The 17,209-nt window shown below is 53.4% G+C and carries 11 protein-coding genes, 1 pseudogene and 1 riboswitch; of the genes and pseudogenes, 1 reads left to right on the top strand and 11 read right to left on the bottom strand.

The features are described 5' to 3' along the window. Nucleotides 1-492: 492 nt before the first annotated feature. The 5 genes and pseudogenes from AC13DD_RS19290 to AC13DD_RS19310 form a co-directional block, all read right to left on the bottom strand. Nucleotides 493-915 carry a hypothetical protein gene (locus AC13DD_RS19290; RefSeq protein ID WP_482931604.1) on the bottom strand — a complete coding sequence of 141 codons (423 nt, stop codon included), beginning with the start codon at nucleotides 913-915 and terminating at the stop codon, nucleotides 493-495. Further along, nucleotides 908-2,989 (bottom strand): hypothetical protein, encoded by a 2,082-nt coding sequence (locus AC13DD_RS19295; protein WP_482931605.1) that lies wholly within the window; start codon nucleotides 2,987-2,989, stop codon nucleotides 908-910. Before AC13DD_RS19295 ends, AC13DD_RS19290 begins: the two co-directional genes overlap by 8 nt. After that, nucleotides 2,986-5,082: a hypothetical protein gene (locus AC13DD_RS19300; protein WP_482931606.1), complete on the bottom strand. Its 2,097-nt coding sequence runs from the start codon at nucleotides 5,080-5,082 to the stop codon at nucleotides 2,986-2,988. Before AC13DD_RS19300 ends, AC13DD_RS19295 begins: the two co-directional genes overlap by 4 nt. Continuing rightward, nucleotides 5,082-6,533 carry a tyrosine-type recombinase/integrase gene (locus tag AC13DD_RS19305; protein WP_482931607.1) on the bottom strand — a complete coding sequence of 484 codons (1,452 nt, stop codon included), beginning with the start codon at nucleotides 6,531-6,533 and terminating at the stop codon, nucleotides 5,082-5,084. Before AC13DD_RS19305 ends, AC13DD_RS19300 begins: the two co-directional genes overlap by 1 nt. Nucleotides 6,534-6,608: 75 nt before the next feature. Further along, nucleotides 6,609-6,947 (bottom strand): annotated as a pseudogene (locus AC13DD_RS19310) (CLCA_X family protein); the annotation flags it as partial. Nucleotides 6,948-7,110: 163 nt separating this feature from the next. Here AC13DD_RS19310 and AC13DD_RS19315 point away from each other — a divergent pair. Next, nucleotides 7,111-9,213, top strand: a complete 2,103-nt coding sequence (locus AC13DD_RS19315) for a molybdopterin-dependent oxidoreductase (RefSeq protein ID WP_482931608.1) — start codon at nucleotides 7,111-7,113, stop codon at nucleotides 9,211-9,213. Nucleotides 9,214-9,241: 28 nt separating this feature from the next. Here the strand turns inward: AC13DD_RS19315 and AC13DD_RS19320 are convergent, their stop codons facing one another. The 6 genes from AC13DD_RS19320 to AC13DD_RS19345 form a co-directional block, all read right to left on the bottom strand. Then, nucleotides 9,242-10,033, bottom strand: a complete 792-nt coding sequence (locus AC13DD_RS19320; RefSeq protein WP_482931609.1) for a hypothetical protein — start codon at nucleotides 10,031-10,033, stop codon at nucleotides 9,242-9,244. Between the two features lie 108 nt (nucleotides 10,034-10,141). Continuing rightward, nucleotides 10,142-11,200 carry a ribonucleotide-diphosphate reductase subunit beta gene (locus AC13DD_RS19325; protein ID WP_202346216.1) on the bottom strand — a complete coding sequence of 353 codons (1,059 nt, stop codon included), beginning with the start codon at nucleotides 11,198-11,200 and terminating at the stop codon, nucleotides 10,142-10,144. A 30-nt stretch (nucleotides 11,201-11,230) separates the two neighbouring features. Then, complete coding sequence (locus AC13DD_RS19330) at nucleotides 11,231-13,996, bottom strand: ribonucleoside-diphosphate reductase subunit alpha (protein ID WP_482931610.1); 2,766 nt, start codon at nucleotides 13,994-13,996, stop codon at nucleotides 11,231-11,233. 129 nt (nucleotides 13,997-14,125) lie between these two features. After that, a riboswitch (cobalamin riboswitch) is annotated at nucleotides 14,126-14,304 on the bottom strand. A 155-nt stretch (nucleotides 14,305-14,459) separates the two neighbouring features. Continuing rightward, nucleotides 14,460-14,813: an FmdB family zinc ribbon protein gene (locus AC13DD_RS19335; protein ID WP_041645822.1), complete on the bottom strand. Its 354-nt coding sequence runs from the start codon at nucleotides 14,811-14,813 to the stop codon at nucleotides 14,460-14,462. A 5-nt stretch (nucleotides 14,814-14,818) separates the two neighbouring features. Further along, nucleotides 14,819-16,051 (bottom strand): formamidase, encoded by a 1,233-nt coding sequence (gene fmdA / locus AC13DD_RS19340; RefSeq protein ID WP_482931611.1) that lies wholly within the window; start codon nucleotides 16,049-16,051, stop codon nucleotides 14,819-14,821. A gap of 101 nt (nucleotides 16,052-16,152) precedes the next feature. Then, a complete protein-coding gene (locus AC13DD_RS19345; protein WP_482931612.1) occupies nucleotides 16,153-17,196 on the bottom strand; it encodes an AAA family ATPase in 1,044 nt (347 codons plus the stop codon). Between the last annotated feature and the right edge of the window lie 13 nt (nucleotides 17,197-17,209).

Below are 17,209 nucleotides of genomic sequence, written 5' to 3' on the forward strand. Positions count from 1 at the left end.
ACCATGTGCTGGAACGAATTGCTAAGGCCGACACGCTGGAGAAGCTTGAAGCCTTGCTGCCCTGGAATGCCGAGTTGTTGGCTTTGAAAAAAGTGGCTCAATACGATTAGGGCAAGTGGGTCGATTTAACGGCGCTTACGACACAACTCGAACTTCGCCGATCTGAGCTCGCTATCTTGGTAAATCTGGAACATCAATAGATAGGTCAACTACACAAAAAATTTATCAGTAGCAAGCTCAATACCGGTAGATTCAACCAGAATCTGCCGAGGATCTCTAAGAGACTTAAAGCTTGGATAGCCTACGCGCAGGGACAAACCGAAATTGGAGTGCATCTTACTAGTTGAAATATAGGGGCAGTTCTCCTCAGTGCCAATTCAAATGACGAATAGCCCTTAGAGTCTCTCCAACAGTCGGCAACCCCGCGGACGGACAGTGAGAGGTGCATTCGCGATCAAGCATGTCTGCAATTGATTTGATTTGAGAATTGCCCTATTGCTCCTGATCGAGTTGCGCAGCACTCTTTGTAAGGGATTTTAGGTGCCTGTTCTCGCTCTGAAGCGCATAATTCGTTAGTAATAAATTGAGCATCCTTTCCAAGCAGGCCTCATGTTCTCGCTTGAGCAACTCATACTGTTCTGAAATCTTTTTAACCCTGGCGCCAGGAGTTCTTTTGGAATGTCTTGGAGCGTCAAACAATTTCTTTTTTCGGATACTCTCCTGCTCCGCAATTTCTTTGCATAGCTCAGGATAGCGCTCTGAGCGAACATAACCTTTCTTTTTCCCGGCCTCGACAGCGACAGTTGTAGTCGAGAAACGAAAGTCAGGGGCAGTCGTATCTACAACCTCTGTCTCCCCCGACTTAAGTCGCTGCAAAGCAGCTCTGTACAGGCGCTCTCCTCTCAACCTACTCATAGCTTGGCCCACCGTCCGTTACATCGACCGCTTTAATAAGTTTCTCTCGCATTTTTAGTACCATCTCTATATCTCTGATATCCCTCTCTAGTTGTTTTCCATATGGCGTTCCTGTGCCATAGCGTTCAAGGCGAAACTGATAGTCCTTCTTGGTTTTCTCCAACAGTGGTACTGAACGACTGCTAAAAACGCTATCCCCGCATCCCACACAAGTTGTTATAGAGCTGAAGGCAATTCGGTCACACACTTCTATTCTCATGCAGCCGCCAAGTGGCGTCTCCGAATACCTCAGACGACCTTTTTTGATTGCCTTTCTCGTCTTTTCTCTATCAGTGAAAACTGTTGGTAGTGTTCCCGAAAATTTCTGCTTTTGTATTTGGGATCCCATTCCACCGAACAAAACTTCGTCCGCCGTAACAACCTCGTTGAAAAAAAGGTCGGCCTCTCCCTCTATCAATTCGTCCTGAAACTCCTTTACGAAACCTCTCTGGGAGATCACCGACCCATCAAGAGGGGCATTATCTGATTTCGGAAGAATGAAATTTTTTGCAAACGCTGCGCCATTGCCGTAGAACGCGCTAGTTTGTATGGAGATGTGCTTCAGTTGTTCTTTAAGAGTCGGCAATGAAACGAGTCCGCTCCGTGCGGCATATACAGCCAAAGACCGACGATACATGTGTGATTGAAATTCATACGGTTTTCCGATCTCAATGTTAGGTTTGAGAGATTCAGTGCTTGCATTGGGATCGACTGCAAAAATCTCGACCAGGTCTTCTCGAGAAACAATGATTTCAGGATCTTGATTAAGTGGATGTTCCCGCCATGCCCAACCTCGAAGGCTTGCTTTTTGTAGCGGAAAATCAAAGAGAGCGTTCATCTTTTTTTTGGTGCTTTCGCGAAAATCGACTGAGAGGAAAAGCGGAACACAGGACTCATCGATCTGTTCCGGAGCCAGCCCAAAATGATACCTTAGGGTGGCATAGTTAATGATATTTGCGGCCCGAAAAGCTGTTTCAATCTCGGGGGACGTTACCCAATCCGCAAAGTATCCGGAATCCCTGGCCAACTTTGTAGTGTATGACCGAATAACCGGAATCTTACTTCGACCGATTGTTTTAAATCGGAATCCATCCATGGCGATTGAGTTGCATTCTTTGCTCCTCATGCCACTGAAAGCATGAATCATCTCTCTAACCGGCAGCCTAACTTTGTGAGCAAGGCCCCTCAAGTTCTGAAATTCTCTTATTCGAAAATAATCAACAAATTCAGAGTGCTTCTCTTTCTTGATTTCTTCTTTGAAACGTTCGGCCGCGTAATCTCGGGCAACCCTTTTTGATCCGCCATCTCTTATATATTCAGCGACAAAAGAATGTCGAAAGTTAAGCAAAGAGTCGTAGCTCTCCTTTAATTCGATGAACTTTTCCATATACTCGAAGCAAGTGTAAATTCTACGGGAAAGAATTCTTGTAGGAATAAGCGGGGTTTGCTGCGATATCAAAGGAAACTCTTTTGTCAACTCCGACAGGTACTCGAAAACTTCGTTGGATGGAAAACAATCAAAACTATCGACCTGAGTTGATATATTATGGAGTGCAGAAAAAAGGTTTTTAGCATCTACCAAGCGTCGCGCGATCTGCTTTTTATTTAGTTGGGAATCGAGGACTATCAAGTCTAACGTCGATCTATCTTTTAGAGACTCCCTTATGCTCAGACCTTTACTGATCGCAAACCGAGTATGGCGCTTCAGGACGTTATAATGATCTGCGACAGTATTTATGGCCCTTGAGGTCGAGGTGTAAATAATTCGAAACAGTATTACCTTGAAATCTCTTCGGTATGAGTCAGCATCCTTCTGATCGCACGCATCTTCGATGAATCGCTCAATATGAAATCGAGTGACCGCGCCCAAGAACATCGAAAAATCCCAGGTCGGATCTCCAAATACGCTAACGGTATTTCCGTTGGCATCGCGACTCATCACGTGATCGACGCTTGGGATGTAGCCGTTTTCTGGAATTGAATCAGGAATACCGACGTCAACCGTATTCTCTACGAAACGAGGCAAGAGGCTCATGCTAAATAACCTAATTCGGTGAGGAGATTGAAATGATGTTCCCAAAACTCATCTAAATTGCCCTCTGAGACATCTTCGGAGACCTCTTCAAGCAGCGCGGCTCCATCTGGAACGTTGTCCCTGATATACTCTACTATTTCCTCAATCCTTCCCTCTATCGGACCGAATACAGAAATATACTGGTCGATTGAGCCTGTCCGTTTTCTTATAAGAGGGAACAGCTCACGGAACGATAGAAGTTTACTCAAGCCGTTCTTGTCAGCATGAATGGCAAAAAATTCACAAAACAAGCAGGTTTCGCTTCGGGCACAGTCTGGATCTGGAGCCGCCCCACCAAATTGCTGAGCTTTTTTTGGTTTTCTAAAGGTAGAGTTATCACAATTGCCAACGGGCAAGTTGTCGGCGCCTTCATCGTCAATCACGCGCACTGGAATTAACCCCGGCTTTGATTTCCCGCCAGATTTCACTCGCTCAATGACTCTACCGTAGTATTCGGCGAGTTCCGGATGTGCATCCTCCTCGTGCACTCCAGAATAGGCTTGCTGCACAGTCGCCACGGTATTCCCGAGCTTTTGGGCAACAATACTTGAATCACCCCCCGAAAGTTTATAAAAATCAAACGAGACGCCTTGTCGAAGCTGTTTTGGTGAAACCAAGTCCACATCAATATTGTTAGTTCTGACAATTGTCTGCAAACTCGATGCAATGCCGCTCGGAATTAGCCTATAGGATTTCCTATCTATTTCCCGGTCGGTTCGCAAGTGATTGGTTCCCTTCGATAACCGCCCTACTTTTTCGGGCGTTTCAAATAGAAAAAACCAAACAGGGGGCTCTTGGTCGAGTTGTTTTACTGCCCAAGAGCGAAGCTCTTGAAATAGCCGAAAATATTTCTGAAAGTTCTTTTTAAATTCGGCATGAACTTTTTTGTTTCCGGCCCTCACCTTAAGTCCAGAGAATACATAACCCCTCTGAGGAATATACTCCTCAGACCCCATTTTAAATTTTGATGCTACTGAATAATTGGACGCAGTCGCTGCAATAAAACAGTACCAAAAGCATTTGGTGGCAAGCTCATAGGATGACATTAAGCATGCAGAGTAGATCCCTTCATCGTTGTTGATACGCTCGAAATGCGACTGTTTTTTTCGGAACCAAGCCACAAGGCTACTCCGATTTGAATTGCCCATACCGCTTATTTTTACTATATCTTTGTAATGGGTAAATCCTAACAAGTCGAGAGATTCTAGAAATTCCTCTTCGCTTTTTAAAGCGCCCGAATGCCCATAGAATAGCTGCGTATATATCGCGTTCTTTTGATTCGTTTTGTGAACCCCACTCCAAATAAAAGTTTTATCGATTCCAGCGTTAGTAAGGTCTATGCGCCATGGGAAACGTTTCCGTTCCAATATTGACTGTTGAAGTTGTTCGAATATTGAAAGGCAAAAATAAACAAATTTTTGTCGTGAGGCTTTTGATACAGCTTCTTTCTTTGGTCTGGACTTGCCACCAACATAACTAGGGACAACGCGCTCTATATCATGTCTGCTTAATTCATATGCGAAGCCTACCAGGTTTCTTACACTAGTAGCATATTGGTACGCGCTAGCGACCGCGATATGGTTGCGTTGGGCTTTAGGCAGTCGTGAACAATGTATTAAATCTGCTATATATTTTTGATAACACGCCAACGCTTTCTCCGGATTGGATGGCCATTCCTCTTTATCAACCGCCCTTTCCAAGAATAAGAAAAAGCGCATTAAACTGCTCGCTATGCTAACGATATTGTTTTCAGCGCTTCCTTGCTCTCTTAGAAAATGCAGTGTTTTTTTGATGAACTCACGACGCTCTTCTTTGAAGCTTAATGGATCAACTTTGTACTGTTTAACGCCAGTTCTCGGGTTGGCTTGATGTAAGGAAAAGTCCTTCCTTGTGAAACAGAACCTTCCAAAATCAAAAGTTCTTCTTCGCTCACCGGTTTTGTGTTCACTTACAAGGATGATGTTTTCAGGGTGCAACGGGGATACGCTTTCCGATTCCTTTAATGAATTGGCTTTGATCGGCAGATAGCTGACCGCTCTAAATTGCAGACCCATTATTCTTTGCTTCTCCCAATGCCTTCATAGTCTTTCAGCAAGTCATCCTCGAACTCGACAGAGATTTGATCAAATCTCTCTTCTAGTTGTTGGAAGTCTAAATATTCTTGAGTTGTCGCTACATTGGTATGGCCTAGCCTTGATTTTACCTCAGAAAGTATGCGCCCGGATTTATAACCTTTGTTCTCCAGTTTTCTTACCAGGTTCATTCCAAAGGTCGCGCGCAAATCGTGGAACTTAAAATATCCAACGTATGGGTACCTTGATTTTAATTTTTCTCTAAATTTTTTCAGATTCATTCGCACGGTATCGCCTTTATTTTGTACGAAATCCCCGGAGTTTACTGAATAATGGGAATCTAAGGCTTGGCGATCTTGTATTTCTTGCTTCGATATATAAAAGGGCGAGCCAGTCTCTGTCAAAAACAAATAATTAATATCACTTGCGCCATAATAGGACTTCTCCATCAAGGACTGGTGATAATCGGAGTTGAGGTACACATATAAGTCTTCTATAAGGCCTCTAGGAAATAATAATCGGTGCAATCTTCCTCGTTTGGTATTTATTAGGTGACCTTCATCTCGAGCCCCATTTCCAGCTTGTATTTCAACACAAGATAGATTCTCCGATGTCATTTTTCGGTAAGCTGATTTTATGTGATGAATCCTAATCGTACAAACAGTCTGAATTCTTGCTCCCGTAGAGAGGGCTATTCTCATCATTAGCTCGAGATTGAAAGGGCACATCTGGCGTTCAAAACCACCTAGAATAGCTCTTTGTTCATCTATGCTAAGAGGTCTCAGTTGTCCTCCATCATTAATTCGATCAAGTCTTTTTTGAGGCTTTGCATGTGGGATCGCCAAGTCCGACGTAGTTACAGCTTTGAGTCGACCAAACCCCCTAACATCTAAGAACTTTACAAATCTCTGAATAGTTTTGAACGGGAGGTTTTTGAAGTCTTCCTCCGCTATGAAGCCCTCTGCTGCAATAGTTCGATAGAAATCTAAAGCTGTATTAATAATGTTTGACGCGTAGAGCGGATTTAAGCCTTGCATAACAAAAGACTGGAGGGTATCCCTGAATACATAAGTTACCCTTTCAGATCGCTTAAAAGGGAAATGCATAAAGTGCGTACCTGTGTCTTCAAGAAATCTAAGGTAGGCAAGAAGATAATTGGCCCGACTCCTCAGTGTCTCCATGTCCCAGGGCTTTTTGTTATTTAGAATTGTTAATAGATATGCGTTGCCGATTTCCCATGGAAGCCCATCGCTCTGTATTAGAACAGGTACCTTGGGCCACCACCCCCTCTTTCGCTGGAACTGGTAACTCGGAGCATCTTTGGTTTCGTTGGAGTCAGAAAATTTGAACTCGCCGAAGTAAAAGCGGGGGATCTCGACGATCTTAGCTTTAGACTGAAACTGGTCTCCAATCTTGAAATTGCTTCCCTGCATCTCGACTCCTCAACCAAGGTATGTCAATCAACGTAGGCGCTTCGGTGTTTCGTGTCAACTTACAAGCTTCGGTGTAAACCACTCGTGGGCGATGCTGCCGGGCCCGGCATTTTTGGCCAGTGAGAAGCTGCGCGTGGCCGGCGTGTAGTGGGCCGACACACCCGGTCGGCCGCCAATGCCATATTGAAGAGCCAGGGTGCCACGCAGGGAAACCAGAGACTCGGTGCCGCCAAGAATGGTCATCAGGTCGCACAGGGCATCGTAGAACAGCGACGCACTGCGCTGTTTTTCCGGCTCGGTGACCCAGCGGCCAAGCTCGATGGAACGGAACTGGAAACGACGGCGGACGTCGAGAAAGGTAACCGGCGCTCCGGCTCGATGGTCCGGGCCCCGACGGTAAAAGGTTTTAGCCATGGGCTATTGTACGATGAAATTCCGGCCTGTCTTTCAGGCACCGAGAGAAACAGTATTTGGCGGGATTGACCGGTTTTATGTGAATTATGACCGTCTGATTTTCCGCCGGCTTGTGCCACACTGCCAGTACCAATAACGACAATATCCGGACCGAGTGTTTGCCATGACCGACACCCAGACCCATTACCGCACCTGTAACATCTGTGAAGCCATGTGTGGCCTCGAAATCCAGCATCGGGGTAGCGAGATCCTGTCCATCAAGGGCGACAGCAACGACCCGTTCAGCCACGGCCATATCTGCCCGAAAGCCGTTGCACTGCAGGATTTCTACAATGACAAGGACCGCCTGAAAGCACCTATGAAGCGCACCGCGGACGGCTGGCAGGAGATCAGCTGGGAAGCTGCCTTCGAGGAAATCGCCTCGCGGTTTCGCGGCATCCAGCAGGAACACGGGCAGGATGCGGTCGGGGTTTATCTGGGTAATCCAAACGCCCATAACTTCGGCAACGCCATCATGCTGCCGCGGTTCTTCAAGGCGCTGGGCACCAATAACCGCTACAGCTCCGCATCGGCGGACCAGTTACCACACCACGTGGCCTCCAATTACATGCTGGGTGCCGGCATGCTGATTCCGGTGCCGGACATCGACCATACGGATTTCATGCTGATCATTGGTGCCAACCCGATTGTTTCCAACGGCAGCCTGATGACCGCCCCCGGCGTCGGCAAACGCCTGAAGGCCATCCAGCAACGTGGCGGCAAGGTGGTGGTGGTTGATCCACGGCGCACCGAGACTGCGAGAAAGGCCGACCAGCACCTGTTTATCCGCCCGGAAACCGATGCCCTGTTCATGCTGGCCATGGTTCACACCCTGTTTGAGGAACAATTGGTTACCCTTGGTCATCTGGAAGACCGGATCGACGGGCTGGAGCAACTGGCCGAGGCCGTAAAACCCTATAGCCCGGAAAACGTGGCGGCAGCCTGTGGTATGACCGCGGAGGCCATCCGCGAGCTGGCCCGGGAGATGGCAGCTGCGAAGAGCGCCGTTTGCTACAGCCGCATGGGCGCCTCGACGCAGTCGTTCGGCGGCCTCTGCCAGTGGCTCAACAATGTATTGAACATTCTCACCGGCAACTTCGATAGCCGCGGTGGCGCCATGTTCCCCCAGCCGGCCTTTGATCTTGTCAGGGACAAAAAGGGCAAGCCGAGTTCCTATGGCCGTTACGAGTCCCGGGTGCGAAAACTGCCCTACTTCAACAACGAATTCCCCGTGGCTACCCTGGCCGATGAGATCCTGACCCCGGGCGAGGGCCAGATCCGCGCGATGATCACCATCGCCGGCAATCCAGTGCTTTCGGCGCCCGGCGGAGCCCGACTGGAAGACGCCTTCGATGCCCTGGATTTCATGGTGTCGGTGGATATCTACCTGAACGAAACCACCCGCCATGCCGACATCATCCTGCCGGCCACAACCGGGCTGGAAGTGCCGCACTTCGATGTGTTCTTCAACTCTTTCGCCGTTCGCAATACCGCCAAGTTCTCGGAACCGATGTTCGAGAAAGGACCGAGCCAGAAACACGACTGGGAGATTCTGCGGGATCTGGCACTGCAGTTAACGGGCCTGGAAGACGATGGCGTAACGCCGGAGGCCATGCTGGATCTGGGACTGAAACACGGCGCCTACGGAAAAGAGGGCATGAGTCTGGAGACCCTGAAAGCCAACCCTCATGGTGTGGATCTGGGACCACTGCAGCCCTGCCTGGCGCAGCGCATCCAGACCGAGGACGGCAAGATCCGCATTGCCCCCGAGCTATACCTGAAGGATCTGAAACGCCTGGATGCCTCGGGCCTGTTGCAGGCAGATGAGAACAGCGACTATCCGTTCACGCTGATCAGCCGCCGCCTGCCTCGCAGCCACAACACCTGGACCCAGAATTCCCACCGCCTGGTCAAGGGCAAAAACCCGTGCACGTTACAGATGAACGCGTCAGATGCTCTCAAAATCGGGCTTGAAGACGGACAGCTGGCCACGGTTACGTCGGCTTCCGGGAGCATCAACCTGCCGGTGGAAATCGACGACGATATGTTAGAGGGTGTGATCAGCATGCCCCAGGGCTGGGGCCACAACCGGCCGGACACCGCCATGTCGATCGCCGAGGGACAACCCGGCGTGAGCATGAACGACGTCACTGATTCCGGGCGCATTGACGCACTGACGGGCAATGCTGCATTCAATGGTACCCGGGTCGCGGTGAGGGCCGCATGAAGATGCCGGACAGATAAGCCGTGCAGCCTTATCGATAACTCTTGATCAGAGTCGTCAATTGTGACTGAAAATCCGGCTTTTGCATGATTGCATCAACCTGATTGATCACATCGTTAGCGGATGGATGCTGGCGCGAAACACCAAGATGGAAAGGGATCATAGAGTTCGGAATAAAATCGACCTTACGAATCTTCAAGTTCTCGGTGTAGCCCAGTTTCCCTGCAATGAAACGGGCGTCCTCGGCGGGCTGCACCAGAAAATCCCCGGCTTCCCGAAACATCAGTAGATGCATCATCGTCTCACTATCCCGACCGGGAACACGCTCCAAATAGTCTGGTATGTTGTTCTCTTCCCATTGTGAGCCCTTTTCGACGATTACCTTCAAACCGGACAAGTCAGCAAAGCTGGCGGCCGATTCGATCAGGTCTTTATTGGGGTTTTCAGCCGAGTAAACCAGGTGGCCAAAATCCTGAATAAAAAGCGGCGCCGCTGAAAAGACTGCGTAGCTCTGTCGTTCCTTCGACGGATAGGTGAGGAGGCCATCGTTCAGGCCCAATCTGACATTGTACTGCACTCTCGACCACGGCATCACCGCGCTTGCCATGTTGTAGTCGGGGATAAAACTGAAAGTAAGCCGTACCAACTCCGGAAATAGCCCGGCTGCCTTTTCATCCTGAGAGAAACTGTAAGGTTTTGCATTGTCGGCAAAGGCAAACTTCAGTTTGCGCTCTGCCACAGAGACAGCCGGCAAAGCCAGCAACACCATTGAACAAACGAGACAGAGCGGCGCGATAAAGGCTTTCAAACTGCGTTTGTTCACCAAAGTTACCTCTGAAGAAATTCATGCCAGGTCTGAAAGTTATACGCCCTGCCCGGCTCACAGATTCATGCGGACACAGGGCGTATAACTTCGGCTGCTCAGCCGAATTTACCACTCCAGCTGCGCACCCGTCTGGTACTCAATCACCCGGGTTTCAAAAAAGTTTTTCTCTTTTCGCAGGGTAGCCTGTTCGTCCAGCCACGGCGAGACGTTCTTCGCGCCCGGGAACGGCTCTTCCAGGCCGACGGTGCGGGCACGGCGGTTGGCCACAAAGCGGAACTGTTCGCTGTGGTACTCGGCCGAATAACCGAGAATCGGGTCCCGCAGGATGTAATCTGCATAGGCCTTCTCGGCGGCTTCGGATTCGTCCCACATCTCGCGCACGGCCTTCGGATCGAAGGTGATGTTCTCCTCTTCCACGATCTGGTTGACCACTTTCAGGCCGAATGAGAAGTGCATGGCCTCATCCCGCAGGATGTACTGCAGCTGTTCGCCGGTGCCGCGCATCAGGCCCCGGCGCTGGAGGGCGAAAATAGGGCTGAAGCCGTTGTAGAACCAGGTGCCTTCGAACACCGCCGCGAAGAACAGGTAAGACATGATGAATTCCTGCAGGTCGTCCTTGTTGCGCAGGTTCATGTCCGGCCGCATGGCCGCATCCAGCCGGCGGTTGGCGATCTGGATCTTGCCGTTGATGGCGGGCACAACACGATAACGGTTGTAGATCTCGCTCTGGTCCAGGTTGAGGGTTTCGATGCAGTGCTGGTAGGCCCAGGTGTGCATGGCTTCCTCGTATACCTGCCGGGCCTGGTAGATCTGCAGTTCCGGCGCGCTCATCTTCTCCATCACCGCCAGGCCGATGTTGCGCATGGCGAGGATGTCGGAAGTGGTGAGGTAGGCCAACACGTTCTCGTACACATGTTTTTCCGGCGCGGTCAGCCGGTGGTGGTAGTCGTGAACGTCCTGGGCCATGTTCACGTCCAGGGGGGTCCAGTGGTTTTTGTTGGCGTTCATGAAGTACTCCCAGGCCCAGGGGTACTTGAACGGTGCCAGCTGGTTGATGTCGGTTTCGCCGTTGATGACTCGTTTGTCGTCCACGTTCACCGGTGCCGGGGCGCCGGGATGCGCCGCTTTGGATTCAGTTTTTGGTTCGTCGTCCCAATCAAGCATGGTTTTGCCTCGAAATCGTTAAGTAAGCAGTTACTGACAGGCTTCGCAGTCCGGATCGTCGATGCTGCACACCTGGGGTTGGGGCGCGGCAACCGGAGCGGTTTTTTCAGCGCCGGTGGCACCCAGGGAGCGCAGGTAATAGGTGGTCTTCAGCCCACGTTCCCAGGCCAGCTGGTACAGGGCATCCAGCTTTTTGCCGCTGGGCTCGGCCATGTACAGGTTCAGGCTCTGGGCCTGATCGAGCCATTTCTGGCGCCGGGCCGCGGCTTCCACCAGCCATCTTGCGTCGATCTCAAAGGCGGTGGCGTATCGCGCTTTCAGATCATTCGGGATGCGGTCGATCTGCTGAACGCTGCCGTCGAAGTATTTGAGGTCGTTCACCATCACGTTGTCCCAAAGGCCTTCGGCCTTGAGATCCCGGACCAGGGAGGGATTCACCACCGTGAACTCGCCGGAGAGGTTCGATTTCACGAACAGGTTCTGGTACGCCGGCTCGATGGACTGGGACACACCCACGATGTTGGAAATCGTCGCCGTCGGGGCAATGGCCATCACGTTGCTGTTGCGCATGCCGTTTTTTGCGATCAGTTCGCGTACGGGAGACCAGTTCAGCCGGGTGTTGGTATTTACGGACAGATCCCCTTCCCTGCGGTTTTCCTTGAGCAGGTTGATGGAGTCGATCGGCAGGATGCCCTGCTGCCAGAGGGAACCTTCGTAGCTCTCATAGGCGCCTCGCTCACCCGCCAGCGAAGCTGAGGCGCGGATGGCGAAGTAGCTGAGTTGCTCCATGGCAACGTCGGCAAACTCAACCGCTTCCGGGCTGGAATACGGCAGGCCCAGTTGATAGAGCGCATCCTGGAAACCCATGAGGCCAAGACCGACCGGGCGATGCTTGAAGTTGGAGTTGCGGGCCTGGGGCACGGCGTAGTAGTTGATGTCGATAACGTTATCGAGCATGCGCACGGCGGTGTTCACCGTTTGTTCCAGACGCCGCACGTCCAGCTCGCCGTTGGCGATATGAGCCGTCAGGTTCACGGAACCCAGGTTGCACACGGCAATCTCGTCGGCACTGGTGTTCAGGGTGATTTCGGTGCACAGGTTGGAGCTGTGCACCACGCCCTGGTGCTGCTGGGGGGAACGCAGGTTGCACGGGTCCTTGAAGGTGATCCAGGGGTGGCCGGTTTCGAACAGAACAGTGAGCATCTTGCGCCAGAGTTGCTTGGCCGGGATTTTCTTGAACAGCTTGATTTTGCCCTGCTCTGCCAGGGCTTCGTAATGCTCGTAGCGTTCACGGAAGGCGTTGCCGTACAGGTCGTGCAGATCCGGCGCATCGCTGGGGGAGAACAGGGTCCAGTCACGGTCTTCGCGCATGCGCTCGATCAGCAGATCGGGCACCCAGTTGGCCGTATTCATGTCGTGGGTTCGGCGGCGTTCGTCGCCGGTATTCTTGCGCAGTTCCAGGAACTCCTCGATGTCCAGGTGCCAGCTTTCCAGGTAGGCGCACACCGCACCTTTACGTTTGCCGCCCTGGTTGACCGCCACGGCGGTGTCGTTGACTACTTTCAGGAAGGGCACCACGCCCTGGCTCTGGCCGTTGGTTCCTTTGATGTGGGAGCCCAGCGCACGGACTGGCGTCCAGTCGTTACCCAGACCGCCAGCCCATTTCGACAGCATGGCGTTATCACGGATGGCGCCGTAGATGTCTTCAAGATCGTCGCCCACCGTCGTCAGGTAACAGGAGGACAGCTGAGAATGGCGGGTGCCGCTGTTGAACAGCGTGGGTGTGGACGCCATGTAGTCGAACGACGACAACAGGTTGTAGAACTCGATGGCCCGGGCATTTGGATCGTCTTCGCGCAGGGCCAGGCCCATGGCAACGCGCATGAAGAATACCTGGGGCAACTCCAGTCGGGCCTTGTTCCAGTGCAGGAAGTAACGGTCGTACAGGGTTTGCAGACCCAGGAAGCCAAACTGCAGATCCCGCTCCGGCTGAAGGGCGGCACCCAGGCGCTCCAGATCAAAGGCGGCCAGAGCGTCATCCAGCAATTCGTACCGGATTCCCGCTTCGACAAAGGCGCTCAGTGCCTGTGGATAAATCTCAGCCAATGGCAGACTGATGGGCAGGCCCAACGCGGCGGCATTCTCCAGACGCAGCTGTTCCAGCAGTAGACGAGCGGTGACCGCGCTGTAGTCCGGCTCCCGCTCAATCCGGCTGCGGGCCGTCATGATCAGGGCCGACAGCACGTCTTCCTCGGCGATGCCGTCGTAGAGGTTGGTCAGGGCATCGTCCACCAGGGAATCACCGTCGATGCCCTCCAGCCCTGTGGCGGCCTTTTCCACCTGCAGTTTCATCAGGCCCAGATCCAGCGGAGCAATCTCGCCACTGGTCTTTTTCACCGTCAGATGGGGGTGCGCCTCAACCGGCGCATGGCGGGCGCGCTCGCGGGCATGCTCTTCCCGATACAGGACGTAGGCGCGGGCCACCTTCTGTTCTTCGGCCCGCATCAGGGCCAGTTCCGCCTGATCCTGGATGTCTTCGATATGCACCTTGCCACCGGCCTTCAGGCGACGGCTAATCGCCTGGATGACCTGGTCGGTCACCCGGTGTACCGCGTCATTGATACGCGCGGAACCGGCGGCGGTGTCGCCCTCAACAGCGAGGAACGCTTTGGTGACGGCGATGCTGATCTTCGAGGGGTCGAAGCCGACAAGTGTGCCGTTGCGCTTGATGACCTGAAGGGATTCGGTGTCCGTGTGCGAGGTTGGCCGGGGTTCGGCCAGGGCTGAGGCAGACATGCAGTGTTCTCCTGAATACGCGTTGAGTTCCTTTCACCATCGCGTACGCAGGGGCACACCTCGCCATGGGAATGGCTGGGCATAACCGGTCTGCTCACCCTGGGTCGCGAAGGTGCAGTTGGGAGCCGTAAAGCTCCTTCATCCCTGGCAGGTCTTCGGACTCAGGGGCGTGAATCGATAGATTCGGCCTCGTGTGGCGACTTCCCGGCTTTCGCCAGTGTCTTGATGCCACGCTTGTTCCCCAATACCGCTGCGCGTCAGTTCCGGAGTCTCACCGGATTCCCGATACCAGAATGGCTTAGATGATCACACGTTGACCGAGTTGGTTACGCACTGATCACTACATCTGGTATTTGACCAAGGATGAAAACACTATATACACGATATTCGGAAGGGACAACCTGAAGCAATAAAAAAGGCCCCGGAGAGGGGGCCAAACACGTGACAGTTTCAACTCAGCCAATCAGTGGCTGATCATCCAGGGCCGCATGGAGGGAAACATCTTCTTCCCGTCAGCGGTGTAGAACAGCATGGACTTTCCGGGTTTCGGAGAGCCACAGCCGCAGGCGCGACTGTGCTCCTTATCATTCGCCCTTCGGTCTGCGGTGGAAAACACCGGCTCATGCCGGGACCGCTCGTTCCGGTCCTCGGCCGCCCTTTTGGCCGGGTCCATGGCGGCAATGTGGGATGGCAATACGATCACCCGCGGCGACATGGCCTTGCAGGTGGGGCATTGCGCCGGCTTGGCCGCATCCTCCATGGTGGCCAGTGTGTGAAAGAGGCCATGTTCACGGCACTTGTAGTCATACACGGGCATGGCGATTACTCCTTATCTTTCGACAGCGGTACGTCCATGCCCCCGCTGACTTTCTTCTGCGGACCATCGGCGGACGGGTTAATGTCGAAGTCGAAGATGCCAGTCGGCAACCAGAGCGTGGCGCAGGCGTTCGGGATATCCACCACGCCGCTGATGTGGCCTTCCACCGGCGCACAACCCAGAATCGCGTAGGCCTGCGCCTTGGTGTAACCGAACTTGGTCATGTATTCGATAGCGTTCAGGCACGCCTGACGATAGGCCACATGCACGTCCAGGTAATGCTGGCCGCCGTCTTCGTCTACGGAGATGCCTTCGAAGATTACATAGTCGTCGTAACGGGGCTTGATCGGGCTGGGCTTGAACACCGGATTCTTGATGCCGTACTTCTTCACGCCGTCCTTGATCAGGTTCACCCGCAGGTGAATCCAGCCGGCCATTTCGATGGCGCCACAGAACGTGATTTCACCGTCGCCCTGGCTGAAGTGAAGGTCGCCTACGGAGAGGCCGGCCCCGTCCACGTACACCGGGAAATACACCTTGGAGCCACGGGACAGATCCTTGATGTCACAGTTGCCACCGTGTTCCCGTGGCGGCACGGTACGGGCGGCCTCCGCGCCGGCAGCTTTGGCCGCGTCGCCGGTCATCTGGCCCATGTGGGCGGTCTCACCGTTGGGCAGTGTTGCCAGTTCCGGCACACGCTCCGGATCGGTCGCGACCAGTCCGGCCTCACGCTTGTTCCAGGTGTTCAGCAATTCTTTGGAGGGCAGGCAGCCGATCAGCCCCGGGTGAATCAGGCCGGCAAATTCCACGTTGGGAATGTGCCGGGATTTGGTGAACATGCCGTTGAAGTCCCAGATGGATTTCTGGGCCTCCGGGAAGTGTTCGGTCAGGAAGCCACCGCCGTTCTGCTTGGAGAAGAACCCGTTAAAGCCCCACTGGCTCTCTTCGAAGGTGCCGATGTCGAGGATGTCGACTTCCAGCAGGTCGCCCGGCTCCGCGCCCTCGACCCCGATCGGTCCCGACAGGAAGTGAACCTGGCTGAGATCAACATCGCGCACGTCGTCGGCGCTGTCGTCGTTCTTGATCTGGCCGCCAGTCCAGTCATAGCATTCAACGATGAAATCGTCGCCCGGCTTGACGGTGGCCACCAGCGGAATATCCGGGTGCCAGCGGTTGTGAATTTTGTCGTTCTCATAGGCCGACTTGTTCAGATCGATCTTGATAATGGTTTCAGCCATAACGGGCGCTCCTTGGTGTTGGCTTGCACGATTAGGTAACGGCTTTACTATCCGAAATCCCGTCCCTGTGAGGTATTCGCGAAATGCCCCCGGTGCCTACGTCATTCGACGTATTGGTGCACCGTGACCTGCCTGCCCTGTAAGCTGGCTTCAAACCGGCGGCAGTCCGGATACGCCAGTAACGCCCGGGCAACGGCGGGTTCCAGCCGCTGGCGAAAAGCCCGCAGCATTTCTCTTGCGCCATAACGGGCGTCATAGCCACGGCACAGATCTGAGCGCAGGTCAGGCGACAACGACAGCTCGGCATGCTTTCTGGACAACCGGCGATTGAGGCCCGCCAGCTCAATGTCCAGCAGGGCTTCCAGCCAGTTGTCGGTAAGTCGGTTGAAGTTGAGGATCTGATCAATCCGGTTGAGGAATTCCGGGTCAAAGTGCCGGCGCAGAGCGGTATCGCGAATGGCCTCGCCGTTGCCGGGTGATAAACCGAGCCAGCGGCGCCAGCCCCGCTGGTAGCTCTGCTCATGCGTCTCCGCCTCCAGCGCACCGGTGTTGCTGGTCATGAAGATCAGGGTGTTGCGGAAGTCGATCTCCCGGTTACCGGAGGGAAACACCAGCCGACCGGTGTCCAGCACGTTCAGCAGCGTGCGCACCACTTCCTTGCTGGCTTTCTCGATTTCATCAAACAACACAATGCCGGGTTTGCTGAACGAGCCCTGTACCTTGTCCAGATCGAACAGGCTGTGGCCTTCCTTACTGCCCACGTAGCCCGGCGGTGCACCGGTCAGGGCTGCGGCGTAATGCTCCTGGGCCAGGGTGTTCATGTCGATACGGCACAGGCCATCGCGATTACCGTGGATAGCTTCGGCAATGAGGCGCACGGTTTCGGTTTTGCCAACGCCGGTAGGACCCAGGAACAGGTGCACCGCCAGCGGTCGGTTGTCCTCGCCGATATCGGCTTTCACCCGCACCAGCATGGATTCCATGGCCGCCAGGGCCTCATCCTGGCCGACGATATTTTCCCGCAGTCTGGCCATCACGGCCTCGGGCTCGAAGCGGAACCGGGAAGCACGAACCGGGCCTGAGGCGGCCCGGTTCTTTTCAATGGTTTCCCGATTGGCTTCCAGCCGTTCGTTGATAAACGGCATGAACGCCTCCCGG

The sequence above is a fragment of the Marinobacter sp. L-13 genome (genome assembly GCF_056857715.1).

Excerpts from the sequence above, each read along its gene's own strand:
- AC13DD_RS19290 (WP_482931604.1), bottom strand. The coding sequence starts at position 915 with ATGAGTAGGTTGAGAGGAGAGCGCCTGTACAGAGCTGCTTTGCAGCGA.
- AC13DD_RS19295 (WP_482931605.1), bottom strand. The coding sequence starts at position 2,989 with ATGAGCCTCTTGCCTCGTTTCGTAGAGAATACGGTTGACGTCGGTATT.
- AC13DD_RS19300 (WP_482931606.1), bottom strand. The coding sequence starts at position 5,082 with ATGGGTCTGCAATTTAGAGCGGTCAGCTATCTGCCGATCAAAGCCAAT.
- AC13DD_RS19305 (WP_482931607.1), bottom strand. The coding sequence starts at position 6,533 with ATGCAGGGAAGCAATTTCAAGATTGGAGACCAGTTTCAGTCTAAAGCT.
- AC13DD_RS19315 (WP_482931608.1), top strand. The coding sequence starts at position 7,111 with ATGACCGACACCCAGACCCATTACCGCACCTGTAACATCTGTGAAGCC.
- AC13DD_RS19325 (WP_202346216.1), bottom strand. The coding sequence starts at position 11,200 with ATGCTTGATTGGGACGACGAACCAAAAACTGAATCCAAAGCGGCGCAT.
- AC13DD_RS19330 (WP_482931610.1), bottom strand. The coding sequence starts at position 13,996 with ATGTCTGCCTCAGCCCTGGCCGAACCCCGGCCAACCTCGCACACGGAC.
- AC13DD_RS19335 (WP_041645822.1), bottom strand. The coding sequence starts at position 14,813 with ATGCCCGTGTATGACTACAAGTGCCGTGAACATGGCCTCTTTCACACA.
- fmdA (WP_482931611.1), bottom strand. The coding sequence starts at position 16,051 with ATGGCTGAAACCATTATCAAGATCGATCTGAACAAGTCGGCCTATGAG.
- AC13DD_RS19345 (WP_482931612.1), bottom strand. The coding sequence starts at position 17,196 with ATGCCGTTTATCAACGAACGGCTGGAAGCCAATCGGGAAACCATTGAA.